22 protein-coding genes are annotated in these 24,435 nt (G+C 67.2%); 16 read left to right on the top strand and 6 right to left on the bottom strand.

Annotation, left to right across the window (positions count from 1 at the left end):
- Window positions 1-4 precede the first annotated feature (4 nt).
- From L6D75_RS20910 to L6D75_RS20880, 7 genes are all read left to right on the top strand, one after another.
- Entirely contained in the window at window positions 5-718 is a 714-nt protein-coding gene (locus tag L6D75_RS20910; protein WP_176512135.1) for a sulfite exporter TauE/SafE family protein, read from the top strand.
- A gap of 46 nt (window positions 719-764) precedes the next feature.
- Window positions 765-2,021 (top strand): OprD family porin, encoded by a 1,257-nt coding sequence (locus L6D75_RS20905; RefSeq protein ID WP_176512134.1) that lies wholly within the window; start codon window positions 765-767, stop codon window positions 2,019-2,021.
- Between the two features lie 225 nt (window positions 2,022-2,246).
- Window positions 2,247-2,729: a formate dehydrogenase subunit gamma gene (locus L6D75_RS20900; protein WP_176512133.1), complete on the top strand. Its 483-nt coding sequence runs from the start codon at window positions 2,247-2,249 to the stop codon at window positions 2,727-2,729.
- Entirely contained in the window at window positions 2,723-4,282 is a 1,560-nt protein-coding gene (locus tag L6D75_RS20895; protein WP_176512132.1) for a formate dehydrogenase beta subunit, read from the top strand. Before L6D75_RS20900 ends, L6D75_RS20895 begins: the two co-directional genes overlap by 7 nt.
- Window positions 4,279-7,149, top strand: a complete 2,871-nt coding sequence (gene fdhF / locus L6D75_RS20890) for a formate dehydrogenase subunit alpha (protein ID WP_176512131.1) — start codon at window positions 4,279-4,281, stop codon at window positions 7,147-7,149. Before L6D75_RS20895 ends, fdhF begins: the two co-directional genes overlap by 4 nt.
- Window positions 7,146-7,349, top strand: a complete 204-nt coding sequence (locus L6D75_RS20885) for a formate dehydrogenase subunit delta (protein ID WP_176512130.1) — start codon at window positions 7,146-7,148, stop codon at window positions 7,347-7,349. Before fdhF ends, L6D75_RS20885 begins: the two co-directional genes overlap by 4 nt.
- Window positions 7,350-7,538: 189 nt before the next feature.
- A complete protein-coding gene (locus tag L6D75_RS20880) occupies window positions 7,539-9,356 on the top strand; it encodes an ABC transporter ATP-binding protein/permease (protein WP_176512129.1) in 1,818 nt (605 codons plus the stop codon).
- Between the two features lie 103 nt (window positions 9,357-9,459).
- Here the strand turns inward: L6D75_RS20880 and L6D75_RS20875 are convergent, their stop codons facing one another.
- Window positions 9,460-10,152 (bottom strand): SOS response-associated peptidase family protein, encoded by a 693-nt coding sequence (locus L6D75_RS20875; RefSeq protein ID WP_176512128.1) that lies wholly within the window; start codon window positions 10,150-10,152, stop codon window positions 9,460-9,462.
- 100 nt (window positions 10,153-10,252) lie between these two features.
- Between L6D75_RS20875 and L6D75_RS20870 the strand changes: the two genes are divergently transcribed.
- Window positions 10,253-10,684 carry a LexA family protein gene (locus L6D75_RS20870; protein ID WP_176512127.1) on the top strand — a complete coding sequence of 144 codons (432 nt, stop codon included), beginning with the start codon at window positions 10,253-10,255 and terminating at the stop codon, window positions 10,682-10,684.
- Here L6D75_RS20870 and L6D75_RS20865 read toward each other — a convergent pair.
- Complete coding sequence (locus L6D75_RS20865; RefSeq protein ID WP_176512126.1) at window positions 10,679-11,884, bottom strand: MFS transporter; 1,206 nt, start codon at window positions 11,882-11,884, stop codon at window positions 10,679-10,681. The genes L6D75_RS20870 and L6D75_RS20865 overlap by 6 nt on opposite strands.
- A 136-nt stretch (window positions 11,885-12,020) precedes the next feature.
- On the opposite strand from L6D75_RS20865, the gene L6D75_RS20860 reads away from it, so the two are divergent.
- Window positions 12,021-13,298 (top strand): Y-family DNA polymerase, encoded by a 1,278-nt coding sequence (locus tag L6D75_RS20860; protein ID WP_176512125.1) that lies wholly within the window; start codon window positions 12,021-12,023, stop codon window positions 13,296-13,298.
- Between the two features lie 121 nt (window positions 13,299-13,419).
- Here the strand turns inward: L6D75_RS20860 and L6D75_RS20855 are convergent, their stop codons facing one another.
- Window positions 13,420-14,703 (bottom strand): arsenic transporter, encoded by a 1,284-nt coding sequence (locus L6D75_RS20855; RefSeq protein ID WP_176512124.1) that lies wholly within the window; start codon window positions 14,701-14,703, stop codon window positions 13,420-13,422.
- Between the two features lie 231 nt (window positions 14,704-14,934).
- Here L6D75_RS20855 and L6D75_RS20850 point away from each other — a divergent pair, with 231 nt between their 5' ends.
- The 4 genes from L6D75_RS20850 to L6D75_RS20835 all read left to right on the top strand — a co-directional run bounded on the left by L6D75_RS20850 (window position 14,935) and on the right by L6D75_RS20835 (window position 19,441).
- A complete protein-coding gene (locus L6D75_RS20850) occupies window positions 14,935-17,175 on the top strand; it encodes a TonB-dependent siderophore receptor (protein WP_176512123.1) in 2,241 nt (746 codons plus the stop codon).
- A 138-nt stretch (window positions 17,176-17,313) separates the two neighbouring features.
- On the top strand, window positions 17,314-17,601 hold the full coding sequence (locus L6D75_RS20845) for an iron transporter (protein WP_176512122.1): 288 nt from the start codon (window positions 17,314-17,316) through the stop codon (window positions 17,599-17,601).
- A complete protein-coding gene (locus tag L6D75_RS20840; RefSeq protein ID WP_176512121.1) occupies window positions 17,598-19,112 on the top strand; it encodes a PepSY-associated TM helix domain-containing protein in 1,515 nt (504 codons plus the stop codon). Before L6D75_RS20845 ends, L6D75_RS20840 begins: the two co-directional genes overlap by 4 nt.
- Window positions 19,109-19,441, top strand: a complete 333-nt coding sequence (locus tag L6D75_RS20835; protein WP_176512120.1) for a DUF3325 domain-containing protein — start codon at window positions 19,109-19,111, stop codon at window positions 19,439-19,441. Before L6D75_RS20840 ends, L6D75_RS20835 begins: the two co-directional genes overlap by 4 nt.
- Here the strand turns inward: L6D75_RS20835 and L6D75_RS20830 are convergent.
- From L6D75_RS20830 to L6D75_RS20820, 3 genes are all read right to left on the bottom strand, one after another.
- Window positions 19,434-20,027, bottom strand: a complete 594-nt coding sequence (locus L6D75_RS20830; protein ID WP_176512119.1) for a biliverdin-producing heme oxygenase — start codon at window positions 20,025-20,027, stop codon at window positions 19,434-19,436. The two genes, L6D75_RS20835 and L6D75_RS20830, sit on opposite strands and share 8 nt — an antisense overlap.
- Window positions 20,028-20,119: 92 nt before the next feature.
- Window positions 20,120-20,905 carry a sulfite exporter TauE/SafE family protein gene (locus L6D75_RS20825; protein WP_176512118.1) on the bottom strand — a complete coding sequence of 262 codons (786 nt, stop codon included), beginning with the start codon at window positions 20,903-20,905 and terminating at the stop codon, window positions 20,120-20,122.
- A gap of 108 nt (window positions 20,906-21,013) precedes the next feature.
- On the bottom strand, window positions 21,014-21,637 hold the full coding sequence (locus L6D75_RS20820) for a helix-turn-helix domain-containing protein (RefSeq protein ID WP_176512117.1): 624 nt from the start codon (window positions 21,635-21,637) through the stop codon (window positions 21,014-21,016).
- Between the two features lie 114 nt (window positions 21,638-21,751).
- Here L6D75_RS20820 and L6D75_RS20815 point away from each other — a divergent pair, with 114 nt between their 5' ends.
- The 3 genes from L6D75_RS20815 to L6D75_RS20805 all read left to right on the top strand — a co-directional run bounded on the left by L6D75_RS20815 (window position 21,752) and on the right by L6D75_RS20805 (window position 24,412).
- Window positions 21,752-22,888 carry an NAD(P)/FAD-dependent oxidoreductase gene (locus tag L6D75_RS20815; protein WP_176512116.1) on the top strand — a complete coding sequence of 379 codons (1,137 nt, stop codon included), beginning with the start codon at window positions 21,752-21,754 and terminating at the stop codon, window positions 22,886-22,888.
- A 12-nt stretch (window positions 22,889-22,900) separates the two neighbouring features.
- Window positions 22,901-23,278: a RidA family protein gene (locus L6D75_RS20810; protein ID WP_176512115.1), complete on the top strand. Its 378-nt coding sequence runs from the start codon at window positions 22,901-22,903 to the stop codon at window positions 23,276-23,278.
- Window positions 23,279-23,347: 69 nt separating this feature from the next.
- A complete protein-coding gene (locus L6D75_RS20805; protein WP_176512114.1) occupies window positions 23,348-24,412 on the top strand; it encodes a YkvI family membrane protein in 1,065 nt (354 codons plus the stop codon).
- The last annotated feature ends 23 nt before the right edge of the window (window positions 24,413-24,435 follow it).

Genomic DNA, 24,435 nt, shown 5'->3' with positions numbered 1-24,435 from the left:
AAAAATGAATCTACCTTTCGACCCCCTGTACCTCATCGCTGTCGCCGTGGCCTGCGGCGCGCTCGTCCAGGGCGCCACCGGCATGGGCTTCGCGCTGATCGTGGCGCCGGTGATGGGCCTGCTGGCGCCCCAGACGCTGCCGGTGAGCCTGTTGATCCTCATGCTGCCGTTGAACGCAGCCGTCGCCTGGCGCGAACGCCGCGCCATCGACTTCAGGGGCAGTTCGTGGATTACCCTGGGGCGCTTCGCCGGCACCTTTGGCGGGGTGTGGATCCTGCTCTGGCTGCCGCTTTCGCAGCTGAACCTGTTCATCGGCCTGTCGACCATCGCCGCCTGCCTGGTCACCTGGATGGCGCCTTCCTTCGTGCCGGGGCGGCGGGCGCTGATTTCCACGGGGGTCATCACCGGCATTACCGAAACCGCCACCGGCGTCGGTGGCCCGCCGCTTGCCCTGGTGTACCAGCACTCGCCGGTGGCCACCTTGAGAGGGTCGGTGGCGCTGTGCTTTTTGGTGGGGGAGGTGATCTCGCTGGTGGTGCTGGCCCTGGGCGGGCATCTGCGCACCGAACAGCTGTCTCCGGTGCTGGCCCTGTGCTTGCCCTTGGCGCTGGGTGTGATCGCCAGCAACTGGGTGCGCAATTACCTCGATGAAGCGCGCCTTAGGCGCTTCGTGCTGATCTTCGCCTTCGTCTCCGGGGCGCTGTTGCTGGTGCAGTAAGTCACGTCCGCCGTATTCCACAACAAGTACAACAAAGGAATTCGCCATGTTGAACGTCAAGCTGCCCACTGGCTGGGCGGGTTTGCTGTGCCTGTGCGCCTGCGCGCTGGATGCTGATGCGGGGCTCGTCGACGAAAGCAAGGCGACGTTGCTGCTGCGCAATTACTACTTCGATCGCGACTACCGCGACACCGGCGCGGTGCAAAGCCAGCGCCAGGAATGGGCCCAGGGCTTCATCTTCAAAGCCACCTCCGGCTACAGCCAGGGGGTGCTCGGCGCCGGGCTGGATGTGCTGGGGCTGTTGGGCGTGAAGCTGGACAGCAGCCCGGACCGCACCGGCACCGAATTGCTGCCCTATGACCATGATGACGGCCGCGCCCCGGGTGATTACGGGCGGCTGGGCCTGACCGCGAAGGTGCGCCTGGCGCGTACCGAATTGCGTGTGGGCGAACTCCTGCCAGAGCTGCCGATCTTGCGCTACAACGACGGCCGCCTGCTGCCGCAGAGCTTCCAGGGCGCCATGCTCACCTCGAACGCCATCGACCACCTCACCCTGCAGGCCGGGCGCATCCACGCCTTCAGCCCGCGCAGTGCGGCGGACAGCGAAGCGCTTTATCCATCGATCGCCGGCCGCACCGTGGCAACGGCCACCTCGGACCGTTTCACCTTCCTGGGCGGTGAGTACCGCCTGGGCCAGGCGTCGGTGCTGGGTGCATGGACGGCCGAGCTGCAAGACGTCTACCGGCAGAACTACTACAGCATTGCCCATGCCCAGCCGCTAGGTGGCTGGACGCTCGGCGGCGTGCTCGGCGCCTTCGACACGCGCGAGGCGGGGCGAGCCTTCGCGGGGCAGCTGGACAACCAGGCGGCGTCGCTGCTGCTGTCGGCCGCGCACGGCGGCCACCGCTTCTACCTGGGCTTGCAGCGGATGTACGGGGAGGATGGCTGGGTCACCATCGACCGCACCCTGGGCAGCACCCTGGCCAACGACATGTTCGCCAACACCTTCGTGTACGCCAACGAGCGCTCCTGGCAACTGCGCTACGACTACAACTTTGCCGCATTGGGCATCCCCGGCTTGATGCTGCTGGCGCGCTATACCCATGGCGACCAGGTGCGCAATGCCGACACGGCGGATGGGCGCGAATGGGAGCGTGATGTGGCGCTCACCTACACCTTCCAGTTTCGCCAGCTGCAGGGGCTGAGCGTTCGCTGGATCAATGCCAAGGTGGGGCGTGATTTCGGCACGAACGACTTCACCGAGAATCGGCTGATCGTCAGCCTGCCCATCGAGCTGTTCTGAGCGGGTCGGTTTCAGGACGCGCCTGGTCGCTCGCATGCATCTGCCTGGCGCTACAAGTGCCATGCTTGTGTGATGCCGTGAGCCCAGTGCGCGCAGACGCACGGCCATCGGCAAGGAGGCGGCCGACACGCAACCGTGGCGTGGCCGGTATGCCGCAGCAGAACACGCCGGATACCTGCCCCGCCTACCCATCCAGGCAGGGTCCGTGATGCCGAGGTCCGCTGAATGCCTGATGAACTGCTTCACCTGCCTGCCATCCAGAGCATCCTGAGCCGCGAGAAGGACGCCCCCGGCGCCCTGTTGCCGATCCTTCACGCCATCCAGGACGCCATCGGCTTCATCCCCGAGGCCGCCGTGCCTCAGGTCGCCCACGCCCTCAACCTCAGCCTTGCCGAAGTGCGCGGGGTGATCAGCTTCTACCACGACTTTCGCACTGCGCCGCCGGCCCGCCATACCTTGCGCCTGTGCCGGGCCGAGTCGTGCCAGAGCCGCGGCAGCGAAGCGTTGGCCGCGCAACTGCGTGACCAGCTGGCGCTGGACGACCACGGCACCAGCGCCGATGGCGCCATCAGCCTGCGCCCGGTGTACTGCCTGGGCGCCTGCGCCTGTTCGCCGGCCCTGGAGCTGGACGGCCAGGTGCATGCACGGCTCACCCCCGAACGCCTGCGGGCGCTGGTGAACGGTTGCCTGGAGGACGCAGCATGCTGAAGCTGTTCATTGCCTGTGATTCCGTGGCGCGAGCCGTGGGCGCCGACCAGGTCGCCGCGGCCCTGCAGCGCGAGGCCGAGCGCCGGCAGTTGCCCATCGACATCCAGCGCACCAGCGCGCGCGGCCTTTATTGGCTGGAGCCGCTGGTGGAGTGCGATGGCCCGCAAGGGCGCAACGGCTTTGGCCCGGTCACGCCTGAGGCGGTGCCCGCGCTGCTCGATGCCTTGGCCGGCGAGCCGGGCGGCCATTCATTGGCGCTGGGGCCGGTGGAACAGATCCCTTACCTGAAAAGCCAGCAACGCCTGCTGTTCGCCCGTGCGGGGATCACCCGGCCGCTGTCGCTGGACGACTACCGCGCCCATGGCGGCTTCACTGGCCTTGAGCGGGCCTTGGCCCTGGGCGCTGCCGAGGTGGTCGCGGCCGTGCTCGATTCCGGCTTGCGCGGGCGCGGCGGCGCGGCGTTCCCGGCCGGGATCAAGTGGCGAACCGTGCGCGACGCCGTGGCCGTGCAGAAGTACGTGGTGTGCAACGCCGACGAAGGCGACTCCGGCACCTTCGCCGACCGCATGCTGATGGAGGGCGACCCGTTCCTGCTGATCGAAGGCATGCTTATCGCAGGTCTCGCCGTGGGGGCCAGCAAAGGCTACCTCTATGTGCGCTCGGAATACCCCGACGCCATCCGCGTGCTGGGCCAGGCCATCGCCATCGCCCGCGCTGCCGGCTACCTGGGCGCGGACGTGGCCGGCAGCGGTCAGGCGTTCGATCTGGAAGTGCGCGAGGGTGCCGGTGCTTACATCTGCGGCGAGGAAACCGCGCTGCTCGAGTCCATCGAGGGCAAGCGCGGCATCGTCCGCGCCAAGCCGCCGCTGCCAGCCCTGCAGGGCCTGTTCGGCCAGCCGACCCTGGTGCACAACGTGCTCACCCTGGCGTCGGTGCCGGTCATCCTGGCCAAGGGCGCGGCGTTCTACCGCGACTTCGGCATGGGCCGTTCGCTGGGCACCATGGCCTTCCAGCTGGCCGGCAACATCCGCCATGGCGGCCTGGTCGAGCGTGCCTTCGGCCTGACCCTGCGCGAGCTGGTGGAAGGCTACGGCGGCGGCACCGCCAGCGGCCGGCCGTTGAAGGCCGCCCAGGTCGGTGGCCCGCTTGGCGCCTGGGTCCCGCCCAGCCACTTCGACACGCCACTGGACTACGAGGCCTTCGCCGCCATGGGCGCGATGCTGGGCCACGGCGGGGTGGTGGTGGCCGACGACACCCTGAACATGGCCAGCATGGCGCGCTTCGCCTTGCAGTTTTGCGCCGAGGAATCCTGCGGCAAGTGCACCCCGTGCCGCATCGGCTCGACGCGCGGCATGGAAGTGGTCGACCGGCTGATCGCCAGCAGTGGCTTCACGGAGCGCCACGACCAGGCCCTGTTGCTGCGCGACCTGTGCGACACCCTGCAATACGGTTCGCTGTGCGCCATGGGCGGCATGACCGCCTACCCGGTGGCCAGCGCGCTCAAGTACTTCCCCGCCGATTTCGGCCTGACCACCCCGGAGGCCGCCCAGTGATCAACTACTTCGACCCCGCCAGCGACCTGGGCACCCCCGCCCGCGACAGCGACGTACAGGTCAGCCTGAACATCGACGGGCGCAGCATCAGCGTGCCCGCCGGCACCTCGGTGATGCGCGCCGCGGCGCTGCTCGGCACCAGCATCCCCAAACTGTGCGCCACCGACAGCCTCGAAGCCTTCGGCTCGTGCCGTATGTGCATGGTCGAGATCGACGGCATGCGCGGCTACCCGGCCTCGTGCACCACGCCGGTCAGCGAAGGCATGGTGGTGCGCACGCAGACCCCGCGCCTGGCCGACCTGCGCCGCAACGTGATGGAGCTGTACATCTCCGACCACCCGCTGGACTGCCTGACCTGCTCGGCCAACGGCAACTGCGAGCTGCAGACCGTCGCCGGCCAGGTCGGCCTGCGCGAGGTGCGCTACGGCTATGCCGGCGCCAACCACTTGTCCGAGCAAAAGGACACCTCCAACCCGTACTTCGACTACGAGCCCAGCAAATGCATCGTCTGCAGCCGCTGCGTGCGCGCCTGCGAAGACATCCAGGGCACTTTCGCCCTGACCATCACCGGGCGTGGTTTCGAATCACGGGTGGCCGCCGCGGGCGGCGACAACTTCCTGGCCTCCGAATGCGTCTCCTGCGGCGCCTGCGTGCAGGCTTGCCCGACCGCGACCCTCACTGAAAAAAGCCTGGTGCAGCTCGGCCAGCCCGAGCGGGCGGTGATCACCACCTGCGCCTATTGCGGCGTCGGCTGCTCGTTCCGCGCCGAGATGAAGGGCGACCAGCTGGTGCGCATGGTCCCGGACAAGAACGGCGGCGCCAACCACGGCCACGCCTGCGTCAAGGGCCGCTTCGCCTGGGGCTATGCCACCCACCCGGACCGCATCACCCGGCCGATGATCCGCAAACGCCTGGAAGACCCGTGGCAGGAAGTCAGCTGGGACGAGGCGGTGGCCTACGCCGCCAGCGAGTTCCGGCGCATCCAGCTCAAGTACGGGCGCGATTCGATTGGCGGCATCACCTCCAGCCGCTGCACCAACGAAGAAGCCTACCTGGTGCAGAAACTGGTGCGCACGGCGTTCGGCAACAACAACGTCGACACCTGCGCGCGTGTCTGCCATTCCCCCACCGGCTACGGCCTCAAGCAGACCCTGGGCGAGTCGGCCGGCACCCAGAGCTTCGACTCGGTGATGCAGGCCGATGTGGTGCTGGTGATCGGTGCCAACCCCACCGACGCGCACCCGGTGTTCGGCTCGCAGCTCAAGCGCCGCCTGCGCCAGGGCGCGCGGCTGATCGTCATCGACCCGCGGCGCATCGACCTGGTCGACTCGCCCCACGCCCGCGCCGAGCTGCACCTGCAACTGCGCCCAGGCACCAACGTGGCCATGCTCAATGCCCTGGCCCATGTGATCGTCAGCGAGGGCCTGCTGGCCCAGCGCTTCATCGATGCCCGCTGCGAAACCGAGGACTTCGCCCGCTGGCGCGACTTCGTCAGCCTGCCTGAAAACGCACCGGAATCTCTGGGGCCGGTGTGCGGCGTGCCTGCCGAACAAATCCGCGCCGCCGCCCGGCTGTACGCCACCGGCGGCAACGCGGCCATCTACTATGGCCTGGGCGTGACCGAGCACAGCCAGGGCAGCACCGCGGTGATGGCCATCGCCAACCTGGCCATGGCCACCGGCAACATCGGCCGCGAAGGGGTAGGGGTGAACCCGCTGCGCGGGCAGAACAACGTGCAGGGCTCGTGCGACATGGGCTCGTTCCCCCACGAGCTGCCCGGCTACCGGCACATTTCCAACGAAGGCGTGCGCGCCGAGTTCGAGCAGGCCTGGGGCGTGACCCTGCAGCCCGACCCGGGGCTGCGCATCCCCAACATGTTCGAAGCCGCGCTCGATGGCAGCTTCAAGGCCCTGTACTGCCAGGGCGAGGACATCGCCCAGAGCGACCCCAACACCCAGCACGTCACCGCCGCCCTGCGCGCCATGGAGTGCGTGGTGGTGCAGGACATCTTCCTCAACGAAACGGCCAAGTTCGCCCATGTGTTCCTGCCGGGCAGCTCGTTCCTCGAAAAGGACGGCACCTTCACCAACGCCGAGCGCCGCATTTCGCGGGTGCGCAAGGTGATGGAGCCGCTGGCCGGCAAGGCCGACTGGCAAGCCACGGTGGCCCTGGCCAACGCCCTGGGCTACCCGATGCACTACCGCCACCCGTCCGAGATCATGGACGAGATCGCCCGCCTGACACCGAGCTTTCGCCGCGTCAGCTACGCCGAGATCGACCGCCACGGCAGCCTGCAGTGGCCGTGCAACGACGTAGCGCCCCACGGCACCCCGACCATGCACATCGACCAGTTCGTGCGCGGCAAGGGGCGCTTCATGCTCACCGGCTACGTGCCCACTGACGAGAAGGTCAACAGCCGCTACCCGCTGCTGCTGACCACCGGGCGCATCCTCAGCCAGTACAACGTCGGCGCCCAGACCCGGCGCACCGGCAACGTCGCCTGGCATGATGCCGACCGCCTGGAAATCCACCCCACCGATGCCGAGAGCCGTGGCATCCGCGACGGCGACTGGGTAGGCATCGGCAGCCGCGCCGGGCAGACGGTGCTGCGCGCCAAGGTCAGCGGCCGGGTGGCGCCGGGGGTGGTGTACACCACCTTCCACTTCCCCGAGTCTGGCGCCAACGTGATCACCACCGACAACTCCGACTGGGCCACCAACTGCCCGGAATACAAGGTCACGGCCGTGGAGGTGGTGAAGGTGTTCCAGCCGTCGCAGTGGCAGAAGCGTTACCAGGACTTCAGTGATGAACAGCGGCGTTTGCTCGAGGAGCGGCGCAGCGCGGAGCAAGCCGAGGTGCGCCGATGAGCAGTGACAACCTGGTCAAGATGGCCAACCAGATTGCCCATTATTTCGATTGTGAGCCGAGCCATGAGCTGGCGGTGAAGGGGGTGCGGCAGCATCTGTTGAGCTTCTGGACCCCGGCGATGCGCCAGCAGCTGGGGGAGTGGATAGCGGCCAATGCGGGGCAGGGGCTGGACCCCAAGGTGGTGGAGGCTTTGGGTTAGGCGTTGGCTGCACTGGCCCTATCGCCGGCAAGCCGGCTCCCACAAAGCACCTATGTACCTCTGTACCTGTGGGAGCCGGCTTGCCGGCGATAGGGCCGGTACAGACAACATGAAATGTCCGTCATTTAGGCCAGAATAATCCCGGCACAATGCTACGCTCGCGGAAACACTCTGCACGGATACCCCCCCATGGACATGAACTGGCACCAGGCCCTGCAAGAGAGCCTGAGCTGGCTTGCAATCGCCTCGTTCATCACCCTCATCGGCTTCACCGCCGCCGCTGCCCTGGCCGTGCGCTACACGCGCTGGGGCCGGCAGTTCTGGCAGCTGGCCGGCCCGTACTTCACCTTCCGGCGCAGTTGGCGGCCGTTGCTCGGGTTTGCCCTGCTGCTGGTGCTGACGCTGTTCTCGGTGCGCATGAACGTGCTGTTCTCGTTCTGGTACAACGGCTTCTACAGCGCCTTGCAGGCCCTCGACCAGGCAGCCTTCTGGTACCTGCTGGGGGTGTTCGCGGTGCTGGCGACCCTCCACGTGCTGCGCGCGCTGTTCACCTTCTACGTGACCCAGGCGTTCAGCATCCAGTGGCGCGTGTGGCTGACCGAACGCCTGACCGGTGACTGGATGCACGGCGATGCCTACTACCGCGGCCAGTTCCTCGCCGAGCCGGTGGACAACCCCGACCAGCGTATCGAGCTGGACGTCAACGCCTACGTCACCAACTCGGTGTCGCTGGCGCTGGGCGCGGTCAGCGCGCTGGTGTCGCTGGTGGCCTTCACCGGCATCCTCTGGGGGCTGTCGGCGCCGTTGACGGTGGCCGGCTACGAGATCCCGCGGGCGATGGTGTTCGCCGTCTATGTGTATGTGCTGATCGCCACGTGGGTTGCCTTCCGCCTCGGCCAGCCGCTGATCCGCCTGAACTTCCTCAACGAAAAACTCACCGCCAACTTCCGTTACGCGTTGATGCGCCTGCGCGAGAACGCCGAGAACATCGCCTTCTACCAGGGCGCGCCGGTGGAGCGGGCGACCTTGCTCGGGCGCTTCGGCGCGCTGATCGTCAATGTCTGGGCGCTGGTGTACCGGAACCTGAAGTTCAGCGGCTTCAACCTGGGGGTCAGCCAGGTGGCCGTGGTGTTCCCGTTCATCCTCCAGGCGCCACGCTTTTTCAGTGGCGCGATCAAGCTGGGCGATGTGATGCAGACCTCCCAGGCGTTCGGCCAGGTGCAGGATTCGCTGTCGTTCTTCCGCGAGTCCTACGACACCTTCGCCCAATACCGCGCCACCCTCGACCGTCTGACCGGTTTTCTCGATGCCAACCGGCAGGCCGCCGCATTGCCGCGGGTGCTCACCGAGGAGCAGGCGCAGGCCTTGGACATCAGCGGGCTGCAGGTGCTGCGCCCCGATGGCCATGCGCTGATCGCCAACCTCGACCTGCGCCTGCACGCCGGCCAGGCGCTGCTGATCAAGGGCCCCTCGGGCAGTGGCAAGACCACCCTGCTGCGTGCGCTGGCGGGCTTGTGGCCGTATGCCGAGGGTGAAGTGCGACGGCCCACGGGCACCCAGGCGTTGTTCCTCTCCCAGCGCCCGTACTTGCCCCTGGGCGACCTGCGCACCGCCATCGCCTACCCCGCCGGCGGCACGGCCGAGGACATGCCGCGCATGCAGCAGGCCCTGCGCCAGGTCAACCTGGCGCACCTGGCTGAGCGGCTGGAGGTGAGCTGCGACTGGTCGCACATCCTCTCGGTGGGCGAGCAGCAGCGCCTGGCGTTCGCCCGGGTGCTGTTTAACCGGCCGCAGGTGGTGTTTCTCGATGAGTCGACGTCGGCGATGGATGAAGGGCTGGAGCATGCGCTGTATTCGCTGCTGCGCCGGGAGATGCCGCAGACCTTGCTGGTGAGTGTGGGGCATCGCAGCACGCTGGCGGACTTCCATACCCATCGGCTGGAAGTGGATGGGCAGGGTGGGTGGTCGCTCCTCGAGCAGCGGCCGGAGGTTGAGCTGCAGGTGTAGGTGTATGGGCTGGCCCCATCGCCGGCAAGCCGGCTCCCACAGGTACACAGGTACTTTGTGGGAGCCGGCTTGCCGGCGATAGGGCCGGAACACCCCCCGCCATTCACGCGTCGTGCATCACGATCAACTCAGCCCCTTCATTGCGCGCATTCCCCACCGCCTTGCCCACCGCAAACCACTCGAACGCCTCCACCGGCAAGCACTGCTCGCGCGCCAGCCGCTCGGCTTGCGCGGCCGGCACCTGGGGGTCGATCCACGCCCGCGCATCCGCCGGCGCCAGCACCAGCGGCCGGCGGTCATGGATATCGACCATCCCGGCATCACTGGCAGCGGTGATGATCACGAAGCCATCCCCCTCGTTCGGCTCGAGCCCCACACGCACCTGCGCCAGCGCCGCCATGAACATCGGCGCCTGGTTTTTCAGGCGAATGAAATAGGGCTGCTTGCGCTTGGGGTCGTTGGGGTCGGTTACCCATTCGTACCAACCATCAGCCATCACCAGGGCCCGCCCCTGGGGCCACAGGGCCTTGAAGAACTTGCCGGTGGTCACCGTCTCCACCCGCGCGTTGATCGGCGCAGGCCGCTTGCCGGTGGCCCAGAACGGCGCCCAACCCCAGTGGCAAGGGTCGATGCGCAGGCCGTCGGCGGCGTTGTGCAGGATCAGCACGCGGCTGCCGGGGGCGACGTTGTAGCGGCCGATGGGCAGGTTGTCGTAACCGCTGATCACGTCCTGCTCGGCGTCCAGTTCACGCAGGTAATCGGCGAGGCCCTGGTACTGGGCGAAGCGTCCGCACATGGCATGCACCCCACTTGTCGAAATTTCCTACGCCGAGATTGACCGGGTCGCAGGCATATCATTACTGTATATGTATACAGTTATTATTCAAGGCAGTGACATGGCTTCCATCCTGGGCCCGCTCACCTGTGGCAGCGCTGCGCTGCCGCGCTACCTGTTTCGCGTTCCGGCGGGGTTCCCGTCGCCGGCGGCGGACCACATGGAGCAACCCATCTCGCTGGACGAGTTGTTCAACCTGCGCGCGCCGCACATGTACCTGGTCAGGATAGACGGCGACAGCATGCAGGGCGCCGGGATCTTCGACGGCGACCTGGTGCTGGTCGACCGCTCGATCGAGGCGCGCCACGGCCATATCGTGATTGCCGCGGTCAACGGCGAACCCTTGTGCAAGCGGTTGCAACGCATTGGCGCGCAGGTGGTGCTGCGCTCGGAAAACCCGCGGTTTGCGCCACGCTACATCATGGAGGGTGACGAATTGACCATCTGGGGAGTGGTGACCTTCAGCGTGCGCAGCCACGACCCACATTCATGAGGCCCGCAGCGCGATGCCCAGCAAGGTCGCGCCGGCAAAACCGGCGCCCACCAGGAAGGTGGCCTGAAAGCCCAGCCCATCCCACAGCAGCCCCGCCACCACGCTGGCGGCCAGCAGCGCCAGCCCGGTCAGCAGGTTGAACAGGCCGAACGCCGTGCCGCGCAGGTGGGCCGGCGCGCTGTCGGCGATCAGCGCCGCGAAGATGCCCTGGGTAAAGCCCAGGTGCAGGCCCCAGGCCACCACCCCCAGCGCCAGCCCGGCCCAGCCCGGCACTAGTGCCAGCAGCACGTCGGCCGCGACCAGCAAGCCGAGCCCGGTCATCAGCACGCCGCGCCGGCCGACGCGGTCCGACAGCGCGCCGGCGGGGTAGGCCGACAGCGCGTAGGCCAGCGCCATCAACACCAGCACGGCCGGCGCCCACAGCGGCGCCAGGCCCATGTCCTGGGCTCGCAGCAGCAGGAACGCCTCGCTGAAGCGGCCCAGGGTGAACACCATCGCCAGGCCGATCAGGCGCCAGTAGGCCGGGCCCAAACGTGCCAGTTGGTGCCATGCCAGCGGCGAGCGGGCGCTGCTTTTCGCTGCCGAAGCCGGCGGTTCGCGGACGAAGGCGACAAGAATGTACACGGCCAGAAACGCCGGGATCACCGCCACCCAGAACACCGTCTGGAAGTGGCTGGCGGTCAGCCACATCAGCAGGATCGCCAGCAGCGGCCCGAGGAAGGCGCCGACCGTGTCCAGCGCCTGGCGCAGGCCGAAGGCCGCCCCGCGCAGTTCGGCCGGGGTCACGTCGGCCACCAGCGCATCGCGCGGCGCGCCGCGGATACCCTTGCCGACCCGGTCGACGAAACGCGCCCCGATCAGCCATTCCAGCCCCGAAGCCATCGGGAACACCGGCTTGGTCAGCGCGCCCAGGCCATAGCCCAGCACCGTCAGCAGCTTGCGCTTGCCGAAGCGGTCGCTGAGGGCGCCGGAAAACACCTTGGTGATCGACGCGGTGGCCTCGGCAATGCCTTCGATGACGCCCACCGCCACCACCGAGGTGCCGAGCACGGTGACCATGTACAGCGGCAGCAGGGCGTGGATCATCTCCGAGGAAATGTCCATGAACATCGACACGAAACCCAGCGCCCAGACGCTGCGGGGGATCTTCGGCAAGGCCTTGCTGGCGGCCGGTGGTGCGGTTTTTTCGACGCTGCGCATGGTGGAGCCTCGGCGCGATCGCTACGTTCGAAACTGTAGGAGCCTGGGCGCAGGATGCAAATCGGATGAGTGGGCAGCGCGTGCGCCCGGCGCTGTGGTTAACTGTATATAAATACAGTATTCGTGAACCCGCCCGATGAAACCTTCTCCTGTCTATGCCCTGGTCGACTGCAACAGTTTCTACGCCAGCTGCGAGCGCGTGTTCCGCCCCGACCTGCTGCGCACGCCCATCGTCGTGCTCAGCAACAACGACGGCTGCATCATTGCCCGCAGCGCCGAGGCCAAGCCGTTGGTGAAGATGGGCCAGCCGTACTACCAGGTGAAGGACCTGCTGCGCCGTCACGGGGTGGTGGCGTTCTCGTCCAACTATGCGCTGTATGGCGACATGAGCCAGCGGGTGATGACCGTGATCGAGGGCATGGTCCCGGCGCTGGAGGTGTATTCCATCGACGAAGCCTTCGTCGACCTTAGCGGCATGCCTGGCGACCTCGAGTACCTGGGCCGTGGCATCCGCGAGCGGGTGTTCAAGCACACCGGCATCCCGGTCGGGGTCGGTATTGCCGGCACCAAGACCCTGGCCAAGCTGGCCAATCACGCGGCCAAGCGCTGGGCGGTGCAGAGCGGCGGGGTGGTCGACCTGCGCGACCGGCCACGTTGTGAGTGGGTGCTGAAAAAGTGCGACGTGTCCGAGGTATGGGGCATCGGCAAGCGCCTGACCGCGCACCTGCAGGCCATGGGCATCCGCAGCGCCTGGGAGCTGTCGCGCGCTGACCCTGGCCTGCTGCGCAAGACCTTCAGCGTGGTGGTGGAAAAGACCGCCCGCGAACTGGCCGGCACGCCGTGCCTGCAGCTGCAGGAAATCGACCCGCCCCGCCAGGAAATCTGCTGCAGCCGCATGTTCGGCCAGCGCCTGACCGAGCTGGCGCCGATCAAGGAAGCGGTGGCCACCTACGTGATGCGCGCCGCCGAGAAGCTGCGCGGGCAACGCTCGCTGGCGCGGCGCATGCGCGTGAGCATCCGCACCGGCATGTTCAACCCGGACGAGCCCCGTTATGCCAATGGCGTGGTGGTGCAGCTGCCGTATCCCACCGACGATGTGCGACTGCTCACCCGCATGGCGCTGGAGGCGCTGGAGCGGGTTTATCGCCAGGGCTTTCGCTACAGCAAAGCCGAGGTGCTGCTGCTGGAGCTGTGCCAGCGCGGCGAGTTCACCGGCGACCTGTTCACGCCAACGCAGACGGCGCAGGCCGAGCGGGTGATGGGTGTGATCGACGGGGTGAACGCGCGCTGGGGTAGGGGCACGCTGCGCAGTGCCGCGGTGCCGGCAGTGGGGGAGTGGGCGATGCGGCGGGAGTTGATGAGTGCGGGGTTCACCACGCAGATGGCGGGGTTGTGGCGGGTGAACGGCTTGTGACATCGCGGGGGCCGCAGCGCGGCCCATCGCCGGCAAGCCGGCTCCCACAGGTTCCGCGCCGCCCTTGAGGACCTGTGGGAGCCGGCTTGCCGGCGATGGGCTGCACAGCAGCCCGACACACTCAAAGACTCAACCGCAAGGCCAACGCCGCCAACGTCACCAGCAACACCGGCACCGTCAACAACACCCCCACCTTGAAGTAGTACCCCCAACCAATACTCACGCCCTTGCGCGCCAGCACATGCAGCCACAGCAACGTGGCCAGGCTGCCGATCGGGGTGATCTTCGGCCCCAGGTCGCAGCCAATCACGTTGGCGTAGATCATCGCCTCCCTCACCACCCCCTGCGCCTCGCTGGCATGGATCGACAGCGCGCCGATCAGCACGCTGGGCAGGTTGTTCATCACCGACGACAACAGCGCCGCAATCAGCCCTGTCCCCAGCGAGGCGGCCCACATCCCGTGGCCGGCCAGCCAGTTCAGCGCGCTGGTGAGCGAGTCGGTCAGGCCGGCATTGCGCAAGCCATAGACCACCAGGTACATCCCCAGTGAGAACACCACGATCTGCCACGGCGCCTCGCGCAGCACGCGGCGGGTGGAGATCACGTGACCGCGCGCAGCGACGGCGAACAGCACCGCCGCGCACGCTGCGGCCACTGCGCTGACCGGGATGCCCAGCGGTTCGAGCACGAACAGGCTGGCCAGCAACGCCAGCAGCACCACCCAGCCGACACGGAAGGTCGCCCGGTCGCGCACGGCCATGGCCGGCAGCTTCAACTCATCGGTGGCATAGCGTTGCGGAATGTCCCGGCGAAAATACAGCCACAGCACCAGCAGCGTGGCCGCCACCGCCACCAGGTTGACCGGCACCATCACGGCGGCATAGGCGTTGAAGCCCAGGCCGAAGTAATCCGCCGACACGATATTGACCAGGTTCGACACCACCAGCGGCAGGCTGGCGGTGTCGGCGATGAAGCCGGCGCCCATGACGAAGGCCAGGGTCGCGGCAGGGGAGAAGCGCAGCGCCAGCAGCATCGACATGACGATCGGGGTGAGGATCAGCGCCGCACCGTCATTGGCGAACAGCGCCGACACCGCCGCGCCCAGCAGCACCATGAAGGCGAACAGGCGGCGCCCGTCGCCTCGCGCCCAGCGCGCCACATGCAGTGCGGCCCATTCGAAGAACCCGGCTTCATCCAGCAGCAGGCTGATGACGATCAGGGCGATGAAGGTGCCGGTGGCGTTCCAGATGATGGCCCACACGGCAGGAATGTCGTGCAGCGAGACCACCCCGAACAGCAGCGCCAGCGCGGCGCCGAGGGTGGCGCTCCAGCCCACGCCCAGGCCTTTGGGTTGCCAGATGACCAGGGTCAGGGTGAACAGGAAGATCAGTGCGGCGGTGAGCATGGACAGCTTGTCTCGACGTGGATGGGAAGGGCGGTCCCGACTGTACACGGGCCACCGTCGCTTCGGACAAGTTCCGTTACAAACATGTAAGTTTCGTAAATAAGATTTAAACTCATTTGAGAATCACTATATTCACCATCCCTGTTGGCCCCCAAACGAGGCCGGTGGGCGAAGGCTCCCGGCATCCGCCTGGGGTGTGCCGTTCGCCCATGATCCGCAGGAGATGTGTCAATGCAGTGCAAAACCTCACCCAACAGCGTGGCCCTGGCCTTCGTCGCCCTGGCATCGCCAGCCATGCTGGCCAATGCCGCCGACGCCGAGCCGCAGCGTTCCGGTGAGGTGCTGCAGGCCCCGGCAGGGGAAAAGGCGCTGGTGATCCAGGACACCCTGATCACCGCCGAGCGCGAAGCGCGCCAGGCGCTGGGCTCCTCGATCATCACCGAAGAAGACATCAAGCGCCGCCCGCCGGCCAACGACCTCTCGGACATCATCCGCCGCGAGCCTGGCGTCAACCTGACCGGCAACAGCGCCAGCGGCGCACGCGGCAACAACCGGCAGATCGACCTGCGCGGCATGGGCCCGGAAAACACCCTGATCCTCATCGACGGCAAGCCCTCCAGTGCGCGCAACGCCGTGCGCTACGGCTGGAACGGCGACCGCGACACCCGCGGCGAAACCAACTGGGTGCCGGCCGAGGCGGTCTCGCGCATCGAGATCCTGCGTGGCCCGGCGGCCGCGCGCTATGGCTCCGGGGCCATGGGCGGGGTGGTCAACATCATCACCAAGCGGCCCACGGATGAGCTCAAGGGCAACCTCAACTTCTACACCCAGATGCCCGAAGACAGCGCCGAAGGCGCCAGCCGCCGCGCCAACTTCAACCTCAGCGGCGGCCTTACCGACGACCTCGGGTTCCGCCTGTTCGGTGGCCTGGCCAAGACCGACGCCGACGACCTGGACATCAACGCCGGGCATGCCAACAGCGCGCTGGTGGCCGGCCGCGAGGGCGTGCGCAACAAGGACATCAACGGCCTGCTGAGCTGGAAGCTCAACGACGAGCACCGCCTGGAGGCCAGCGCAGGCTACAGCCGCCAGGGCAACATCTACGCCGGCGACACCATGAACAGCAACGGCGGCGGCAACCTCGAACTGATCGACAGCCTGTATGGCCACGAAACCAACGTCATGCAGCGCAACACCTACGACCTGACCCACCTGGGCGACTTCACCTGGGGCACCAGCAAGAGCACCCTGGCCTACGAGTACGTGCGCAACTGGCGCCTCAACGAGGGCCTGGCCGGTGGCCCGGAAGGGGCGATCAACGACAGTGGTGCGGCGATGTCGCGGCTGCGCAACACGCGCCTGAGCAGCGAGGTGAACCTGCCGTTCGCCATGGGCAGCACCGAGCACGTGCTGACCTTGGGTGGCGAGTACCTGTACGAGTCGCTCAATGACCAGGGTTCGTTCCGCCCGCAAAGTTTCGACCCGAGCGGCGGCAGCGGCAACGCGATCATCGGTTTCGACCGCAGCGACTCGAAGATGACCGCCAAGAGCTACGCGCTGTTCGTCGAGGACAACATCATCCTTGGCGACACCACCGTGACCCCAGGCCTGCGCTTCGACCACCACGAGATGTTCGGCGACAACTTCAGCCCCAGCCTCAACCTGTCGCACAAGCTCACCGAGGCGCTGTCGGTCAAGGGCGGCATCGCCCGGGCCTACAAGGTGCCGAACCTGTACCAGTCCAACCCCAACTACCTGCTCTACAGCCGAGGCCAGGGCTGCAGCGTGCAGCAGGGCAACTCGGGCGGCTGCTACCTGCAGGGCAATGCCGACCTCAAGCCGGAGATCAGCGTCAACAAGGAAATCGGCCTGCTGTACGACCGTGGCAGCTGGCGCACCAGCGCGACGTACTTTCGCAACGACTACCAGAACAAGATCATCGGCGGCACCGACCTGCTCTACACCATCAACAACGGCCGCCGCGTGACCCAGTGGGAAAACGCCGGCAAGGCGCGGGTGGAAGGCATCGAGGGCAACCTGTTCGTCGAGCTCAGCCCGGTGCTGGACTGGAACACCAACCTGACCTGGATGCTCGACAACGACAACCGCGAGACCGGCGAGCCGCTGTCGGTGATCCCCGAGTACACGGTCAACAGCACCCTCGACTGGCGTGCCACCGACAAGCTGTCGTTCCAGCTGGCCGGTACCTACTACGGCAAGCAGAAGTCGCCGACCTACAACTACCGCACCCAGGAAAAGTACGACAGCGAGGCGCAGCAGGACGTCGAGGCCTATGGGCTGGTGGATGTGAGTGCCGGGTACAAGTTCAACGCCAACTATGACGTGCGGGTGGGGGTGAACAACGTGTTCGACAAGCAGATTCTGCGTGGCGGCAATGCCAGCAGCTCGGGGGCCAATACCTATAACCAGCCGGGGCGGGCGTTGTTTGCTGCGCTGAATATCTCCTTCTGATTGCAGGGCCGCTTTGCGGCCCTTTCGCGACACAAGGCCGCTCCTACAGGCAGGCGAATGTTCCTGTAGGAGCGGCCTTGTGTCGCGAAAGGGCTGCAAAGCAGCCCCAATGCCACAATGACCTCAAGGAATCCCCCAATGAGCAACCCCCCCGCCTGGCTGCAAATCCTCTCCCGCAGCGCCGCCGCGCTGCTCGGCGGCTATGCCTTCAGCTACGCCGCCACCGCCTGCCTGGCCCGGCTGTTGCCACTGGCCGACCGCGACGCGGTCATCGTCGCCACCTTGCCCGCCTTCATCTTCTACACCCTGGCCATCCTCTGGGCCTTCGCCAGCCGTGACGCCCTGCGCGCCTGGGCACCGCTGGCGGTGGCGGTGCCCTTGGCACTGGTCGGTTTCTGGCCCCAGGCCCTGGAGTGGCTGGCATGAAAAACACCTTCACCCAATCGATGGCCTGGCTGCACACCTGGGCCGGGCTGATCTTCGGCTGGCTGCTGTTCGCCATCTTCGTCACCGGCACCCTGGCGGTCTTCGACAAGGAGCTCAACCACTGGATGCAGCCGGAGATTCCGTCGGCAGCAGTGCCCCAGGCCACCGCCGCGCAACGTGCCATCGACTACCTGCAGGCAAACGAAGCCCAGGCCGGCAACTGGGGCGTCAGCCTGCCGACCGAGCGTGCCCCTGGGCTGCGGGTGTCCACCGGCGAGCGGCGCCATGGCGGCGGGGTGCAACTGGACCCAGGCAGTGGTGAGCCCATCGCGGTGCGCGACAGCGTCGGCGGCAACTTCTTCTTCCGCTTTCACTTCACCCTCGACCTGCCGCGCAACTGGGGCATCTTCGTGGTCGGGGCGCTGGCCCTGGTGATGCTGGCGGCGCTGGTCACCGGCATCGTCATCCACAAGAAGATCTTCAAGGAGTTCTTCACCTTCCGGCCCGGCAAGGGCCAGCGTTCCTGGCTGGACTTTCACAACGCCAGCGCGGTGCTGTTGCTGCCGTTCCACCTGATGATCACCTACACCGGCCTGGTGATCTTCATGCTCATCTACATCCCGGCCGGCGTCGATGCGTTGTTCGCCGGCGACAACCGCGCCTACTTCCAGGCCCAGGGCAACGCCCGCCTGGAGCAGCCACGGGCGCTGAGCAAACAGCCGGCCGAGCTGGTCGACATCGCGCCGTTGCTGGCCCAGGCCGAGGCGCGGTTGGGGCCGATCGCCGGGTTCAACATCCGCAACCCCAACACTGCAGGAGCACGTATCGAAATCCGCCCCGAACTGGGCAATCGCATCGCACTGTCAAAGGGCCAGGCGATGGTCTTCGACGGAGTCAGCGGCGCGCTACTCAGCGATGTCAGCGAGTGGCGGGCGGCGCCGTTGACCCAGCGGGTGATGGCCGGCCTGCATTTTGCCCAGTTCGGCGGCTACCCGATGCGCTGGCTGTACTTCGTCTGCGGCGTGATCAGCTGCGTGATGATCGCCAGCGGGCTGGTGCTGTTCTGCGTCAAGCGCGGGCGCAAGTACGCCAGCAGCGAAGCGCCTGGCCACCGCTGGTACAGGCTGGCCGAGGTGTGCAATGTCGGCTTCGTTTCCGGGCTGCTGCTGGCGTGCGTGGGCCTGTTGTGGGCCAGCCGCCTGTTGCCGATGGAGCTGGCCGGGCGCGAGGCCTGGGAAGTGCGGGCGTTCTTCGGCCTGTGGTTGTTGGCGCTGCTGCACGCGGGCGTGAGGCCGGCGCGGCAGGCTTGGGTCGAACAACTGGGTTTGGCGGCGCTGCTGTGCATGGGCCTGGTGGCGTTCGGCGGGCTGGATGACGCGTTGCGCCTGGGTGTGGCGGCAGGCGCGCTGGCCTTGGGCGCCTTGCTGGGCCTGGTGGCGCTGCGCGTTCAGCGGGCGCAGCCGGCAACGCGCAAGGTCGGGGCAGGGCGGCGGCTGGAGGTGGGCGCATGATGCTGTTGATCGCAGGTGCCGGGCTGTTTGCCTATGCCGGCATGCTCGGGCTGTGCCAGGGGCTGCAGCGGCACTACAAACAGGTATGGCAGCGCGAGTGCCCGGCCGTGCTTGGCAAGCTCCTGCGCGGCGCGGGTTGGCTGGCGCTGCTGGCCAGCCTGTGGCTGTGCGCCCAGGCCTGGGGTTGGGCGATGGGGCCGGTGGCGTGGTGCGCGTTGCTGTCCCTGGCCGGGCTGCTGCTGGTCGTGCTGTTGCCTTACTGGCCGCGCCTGGCGGTGTGGCTGGCCGGCGCACTGCCGGCTTGGGGGCTGTGGCAGTGGGTCAGTTGACCGGCGCCGGGTTGAGCACGTTGCGCTGCCCCAGCCAGTGTTCGAAACAGGCGAAGGTGTCGATTGCTGCCTGCACGGTGGCGGCCTGCGCCGCCGGGGCGCTCGGGGCCCGGTCGAGGCGCTCGAGGAAGTCGCGCCAGTAGCGCCCGGTAAGGGCGCCATACACATCCAGAAACCCCGCGCCGCTGCTCGGCCCCAGGCCAAGGCGCTCGGCCATCGCCCGCTTGAGCACCTGGCCGCCCAGGGTCGAGCCTTCCAGTACGTACATCACGCCCAGTGCGCTGGCTTCGTCGCGCACCACCGGCAAGGCCTGGCACAAGGGCAGGGTGTCGATGTCGCTGGCGCTCAGTGCGAGGGCCTGCAGGTCCAGGGCCAGTGCGGGGGTCTTGGCGCGCAAGGGTTCCTGGTACGCGCCCAGGCGCGCTTCGAGCGGCGCGTGGAAGCCGTAGTAGGCTTGCATCAGCCGGCTGTAGGCGGCGGTGTCGAAGCCGGCATCGAAGAACGGCAGGCGCGCCTCGAGGGCTTTGTGGCAGGTGAGGGTGCCTTCGCGCAGGGCGAGCAGTAACGGGCTGGGGGTGGCTGGCATTGAACGGGCTCTGGTGGCATTTCGCCTAGTTGGACTGGCGATCGTACCGCAGTGTTCCTGCCAGGCCGCGACTTTATCGCGGCCTGGCCGCTTCAGAATGCCAGTTTGTAGCCGATCAGCAGCAGCATCGCCGCCAGGCACGGGCGCAGCACGCGGTCGGAGATGCGCCCGGTGAGGTGGCTGCCCAGGTAGATGCCGGGCAACGAACCGAGCAGCAGGTAACCCAGCAGCGACCAGTCCATGTTGCCCATGCCGGCGTGGCCGAGGCCCGCCACCAGGGTCAGGGGCACGGCGTGGGCGATTTCGGTGCCCACCAGGCGGCGGGTGACCAGGAACGGGTAGAGCAGGAACAGCGCCACGGTGCCCAGCGCGCCGGCACCGATCGAGGTCAGCGTGACCATCACCCCGAGCACCACGCCGGTCAGCACGGTGAGGATATTCAGGCTGCGGTCGCTCAAGTGATAGTGGTCACCGGCATGGCGGCTGGCGAAGGCCTGCAGGCGCGACTTGAACAGGATCGCCAGCGCGGTGAGGATCAGCACCACCGCCAGGCCCTGCTTGATGATGGCGTTGAGCGCCGAGGTGTCGGTGTGCAGGGTGCTGAGGAACAGCAGGGTGAGTGCCGCAGCCGGCACGCTGCCCAGGCTCAGCAGGCCGGTGATCTTCCAGTCGATGTTCTTGTTGCGGGCATGCACCCAGACGCCACTGGCCTTGGTGATGGCGGCGTAGAGCAGGTCGGTGCCCACGGCGGTGGCGGGGTTGATGCCGAACCAGAGCAGGATTGGCGTCATCAGCGAGCCGCCACCCACGCCGGTCATGCCGACGATGAAACCCACAACCAGTCCGGCCAGGGTGAAACCGAAAGAACCTACATCCATACGCTACTCGACTGCCCAGCTTTGCCCGTGATCGGATGGGTGCCAGCATATAGGGAGTTTTTATAGCCAAATAGACTTGTTCGTTATTAGGTTATAACCAGCGGCAGCTCAGCGGTCGGTCATCACCACCATCACATGGGCGTCGCCACCGTCGTCGCTTTCCGACAGGTAGATATGCCCCACCTGGCTGTCGAAATACGCCGTTTCCTGCGGGCCGATACGCACCGCCTCGCCGGTTTCGAACTCGATGCGCACGCGCCCGCTCAGCACCACGGCGAACTCCTGCCCGGGGTGGCGGATAAAGTCATCGAACTGGCCGCGTTCGCGCGCGATGATGCGGGCATAGGCGGGGGTCATGCGCCGCTGCGGGAAGTCCCCGGCAAGCGGGTGGTAGTCGTAGGTGCCGGTGGAGTAGCCCGCCGCCGCCGGCAAGGAGTCGACCACCACGGTCACAGGTACCGGGGCATTCACCGAGCCGCTGGCACGAAACAGCTGGGCGATGTCGATATTCAGCGCCCGCGCTGCGGCGGCGAGTTTCTCGTAGCCCACCGACACCTGCGCCAATTCCATCTTCGACAAGGTCGAGACCGGCACACCGCTGAGCGCAGACAACTGCTTGAGCGTCAGCTGGCGGGCCTTGCGCACCTGGCGCAGGCGCCCGCCAACCTCGGCGCGATCGAGCAGGGGCAGGGCAGTGGGGCGGCCTGTGGCGGCAGGGCGGTCATCGGGCATTCGCGGCTCTCGGTGTAGGGCAAAGGTCGGGCATCTTACCTTGCGGCCTTGCTTAATTCTAAATTCTCATATATTAGAATTCTCATAAATGATAATTCCCTGGCAGGAGCGTGCATGACCCCGATCTACGACACCTTGATCATTGGTGCCGGCATTGCCGGCGCCTCCCTGGCCTACCGCCTGGCGGGCCAGCGCCAGGTGCTGCTGCTGGAGCGTGAAGCGCAGCCGGGCTACCACTCCACCGGGCGCTCCGCGGCGATGTTCATGGAGGCCTACGGCACCCCGCAGATCCAGGCCCTGACCCGCGCCAGCCGGGCGTTCTACGAAACGCCGCCGGCCGGCTTCTGCGAGCACCCGCTGCTGGAGCCACGTGGCTGCCTGTACGTCGCCAGCCATGAGCAGGGCGAATTGCTCCAAGCCACCTACGCGCAGAACCTGGCCAATGGCACCGACGTCAGCCTGCTGGACCGCGAAGCCGCCCTGGCGCTGGTGCCGAGCCTGCGCGACGAAGTCATCGCCGGTGCCGTGCACGAGCCAGGCGCCATGGACCTCGATGTGCATGCCCTGCACCAGGGCTTCCTGCGCGGCTACCGCGCCGCCGGCGGCGAGCTGCGCTGCAATGCCGAGCTGCTCCAAGGCCGTTACCTGGATGGCGTGTGGCATGTGACGCTGGCCGACGGCAGCCAGTTGCAGGCGCGCGAGCTGGTCAATGCCGCAGGCGCCTGGGCCGACCGGGTGGCCGCGCAATGCGCGGTGGCGCCGATCGGCCTGCAGCCGTGCCGGCGCAGCGCCTTTACTTTCCCCGGCCCGGCCGAGCAGGACTTCGCCCGCTGGCCGGCGGTGATCGGTGTCGACGAGAGCTTCTACTTCAAGCCCGACGCCGGCCAGTTGCTGGGCTCCCCCGCCAACGCCGACCCGGTCGAGCCGCAGGACGCCGCCCCCGAAGAGCTCGACATCGCCCTGGGCATCTACAACATCGAAGCCATGACCACCCTGGCCATCCGCCGCCCCAGCCACAGCTGGGCGGGCCTGCGTTCGTTCGTCGCCGATGGCGACCTGGTGATCGGCTTCGCCCCGCGCGCGCCGGGCTTCTTCTGGCTGGCGGCGCAGGGCGGCTATGGTATCCAGTCGGCGGCCGGTGCTTCGCGCCTGGCCGCCGACCTGTTGCTCGGGCAGCCGCTGTGCCCGAGCCTGATTGCCCAGGGCGTGGCGCCCGAGCGCCTGTCCCCGGCACGTTTCCAGTCATCCTGAAAGGAGCTTTGCATGAGCAACGACATCCAGCGTTTCCCCAGCAGCCTGCCATTCCCGTTCTCGCGTGCCGTCAAGGCGGGCGGTTTCCTGTTCCTTTCCGGGCAGGTGCCGATGAGCCCGGCGGGCGAGGTGGTGCGTGGCGATATCCAGACCCAGACCCGCGCCGCCTGCGAGCGCATCGCCGAGAGCCTGGAGGCCTGCGGCGCGCGCTTCGACCAGGTGGTCAAGGTGACCGTGTGGCTGTCCGACATGGCCCACTTCGCCGGTTTCAACGAGGTCTACAAGGCCTTCTTCGGCGACGCGCTGCCGGTGCGCTCCACCGTGGCCTCAGCACTGGCGCTGGGCGTGGACGTGGAAATCGAAGTGCAGGCCTATATCGGCCAGGGCTGAGTGCAGCCCCGTCGCGGCCATGCCCGCGACGGGGCCACCCACACACAACAAAAATAACCTGAGGTTCACATGCAAGAACAACTGAAGATCGCCGGGGCCTTCGTCGGCGTGATCGTAGGGGCGGGCTTTGCGTCCGGGCGGGAATTGCTGTTGTTCTTCGTCGATTTCGGCGTCTGGGGGCTGGCCGGGGCGCTGGTCAGCGCCGCGCTGTTCACCTTCCTGGGCATGGCCTTGGCGGCGCTTGGCAATCGCCAGCGGGCGACGTCGCACAAGGATGTGATCCAGGCCATCTGCGGGCGCCACCTGGGTTTGTTCGTCGACTGGCTGATCACCTTCTTCATGTTCGCCGTGACCGTGGTCATGCTGGCCGGCGGCGGTGCCTTGCTGGAGCAGCAGTTCGGCATCCCGGCGCTGACCGGCAGCGTGCTGGTGACCCTGCTGGTGGTGGGCATCGTGTGTCTGGACGTGCGCAAGGTGATCGTCGCCATCGGCGCCATCACCCCGCTGCTGATCCTGGTGGCCTCGGCCATCGCCCTGTATGCCGTGTTCACCCGCGGGCAGAGTTTCGCCATGCTCGACCAACTGGCCAGCCAGCAGCAGGCCGGTACGCGCCACTGGCTGCTGGGGGCGTTCTTGTATGTGTCGTACAACATCGTCGCCGGCGCGCCGATCCTGGCGATTCTTGGCGGTTCGGCCAAGGGCGAGAAGACCGCGATATGGGGCGGCTTGCTCGGCGGCGCCGCGCTGGGTGGGCTGATGCTGGTGATGAGCGCAGGCTTGCTGTCGCGCCTGGACAGCGTCGCCGACCTGCCGATGCCGATGCTGTCGATTGCCAACGAGGTTTCACCGCTGCTGGGGCTGGTGATGTGCCTGATCATTTTCGGCATGATCGTCAACACGGCGGTGGGCACGCTGTTCTCGTTCCTGTCCCGGCTGCTGCCGGCGGGCACCGCCAAGTTCCGCTGGGGCTCGGTGGTGACCGGGGTGGTGGCGTTCGTCTGCAGCCTGGTGGGCTTCATCAGCCTGGTGGGGCAGGTGTATCCGCTGTTCGGCTACCTGGGGTTCGTGCTGATGGCGGCGGTGTTGCTGGCCTGGCTGCGGCGCGGCAGGCAGGGCAAGGTGGCGGTGGCCTAGGGCTGCTGCGCAGCCCAATCGCC

The sequence above is a fragment of the Pseudomonas faucium genome (assembly GCF_021602585.1).
GTDB lineage: Bacteria > Pseudomonadota > Gammaproteobacteria > Pseudomonadales > Pseudomonadaceae > Aquipseudomonas > Aquipseudomonas faucium.
The sequence above is the reverse complement of the archived record's forward strand: the minus strand, read 5'-3'. Positions and strand labels throughout refer to the sequence as shown.

What these genes read in the sequence shown, in the direction of transcription:
- L6D75_RS20910 (WP_176512135.1), top strand. Translation starts at nt 5, where the DNA reads ATGAATCTACCTTTCGACCCCCTGTACCTCATCGCTGTCGCCGTGGCC.
- L6D75_RS20905 (WP_176512134.1), top strand. Translation starts at nt 765, where the DNA reads ATGTTGAACGTCAAGCTGCCCACTGGCTGGGCGGGTTTGCTGTGCCTG.
- L6D75_RS20900 (WP_176512133.1), top strand. Translation starts at nt 2,247, where the DNA reads ATGCCTGATGAACTGCTTCACCTGCCTGCCATCCAGAGCATCCTGAGC.
- L6D75_RS20895 (WP_176512132.1), top strand. Translation starts at nt 2,723, where the DNA reads ATGCTGAAGCTGTTCATTGCCTGTGATTCCGTGGCGCGAGCCGTGGGC.
- L6D75_RS20885 (WP_176512130.1), top strand. Translation starts at nt 7,146, where the DNA reads ATGAGCAGTGACAACCTGGTCAAGATGGCCAACCAGATTGCCCATTAT.
- L6D75_RS20880 (WP_176512129.1), top strand. Translation starts at nt 7,539, where the DNA reads ATGGACATGAACTGGCACCAGGCCCTGCAAGAGAGCCTGAGCTGGCTT.
- L6D75_RS20875 (WP_176512128.1), bottom strand. Translation starts at nt 10,152, where the DNA reads ATGTGCGGACGCTTCGCCCAGTACCAGGGCCTCGCCGATTACCTGCGT.
- L6D75_RS20870 (WP_176512127.1), top strand. Translation starts at nt 10,253, where the DNA reads ATGGCTTCCATCCTGGGCCCGCTCACCTGTGGCAGCGCTGCGCTGCCG.
- L6D75_RS20865 (WP_176512126.1), bottom strand. Translation starts at nt 11,884, where the DNA reads ATGCGCAGCGTCGAAAAAACCGCACCACCGGCCGCCAGCAAGGCCTTG.
- L6D75_RS20860 (WP_176512125.1), top strand. Translation starts at nt 12,021, where the DNA reads ATGAAACCTTCTCCTGTCTATGCCCTGGTCGACTGCAACAGTTTCTAC.
- L6D75_RS20855 (WP_176512124.1), bottom strand. Translation starts at nt 14,703, where the DNA reads ATGCTCACCGCCGCACTGATCTTCCTGTTCACCCTGACCCTGGTCATC.
- L6D75_RS20850 (WP_176512123.1), top strand. Translation starts at nt 14,935, where the DNA reads ATGCAGTGCAAAACCTCACCCAACAGCGTGGCCCTGGCCTTCGTCGCC.
- L6D75_RS20845 (WP_176512122.1), top strand. Translation starts at nt 17,314, where the DNA reads ATGAGCAACCCCCCCGCCTGGCTGCAAATCCTCTCCCGCAGCGCCGCC.
- L6D75_RS20840 (WP_176512121.1), top strand. Translation starts at nt 17,598, where the DNA reads ATGAAAAACACCTTCACCCAATCGATGGCCTGGCTGCACACCTGGGCC.
- L6D75_RS20835 (WP_176512120.1), top strand. Translation starts at nt 19,109, where the DNA reads ATGATGCTGTTGATCGCAGGTGCCGGGCTGTTTGCCTATGCCGGCATG.
- L6D75_RS20830 (WP_176512119.1), bottom strand. Translation starts at nt 20,027, where the DNA reads ATGCCAGCCACCCCCAGCCCGTTACTGCTCGCCCTGCGCGAAGGCACC.
- L6D75_RS20825 (WP_176512118.1), bottom strand. Translation starts at nt 20,905, where the DNA reads ATGGATGTAGGTTCTTTCGGTTTCACCCTGGCCGGACTGGTTGTGGGT.
- L6D75_RS20820 (WP_176512117.1), bottom strand. Translation starts at nt 21,637, where the DNA reads ATGCCCGATGACCGCCCTGCCGCCACAGGCCGCCCCACTGCCCTGCCC.
- L6D75_RS20815 (WP_176512116.1), top strand. Translation starts at nt 21,752, where the DNA reads ATGACCCCGATCTACGACACCTTGATCATTGGTGCCGGCATTGCCGGC.
- L6D75_RS20810 (WP_176512115.1), top strand. Translation starts at nt 22,901, where the DNA reads ATGAGCAACGACATCCAGCGTTTCCCCAGCAGCCTGCCATTCCCGTTC.
- L6D75_RS20805 (WP_176512114.1), top strand. Translation starts at nt 23,348, where the DNA reads ATGCAAGAACAACTGAAGATCGCCGGGGCCTTCGTCGGCGTGATCGTA.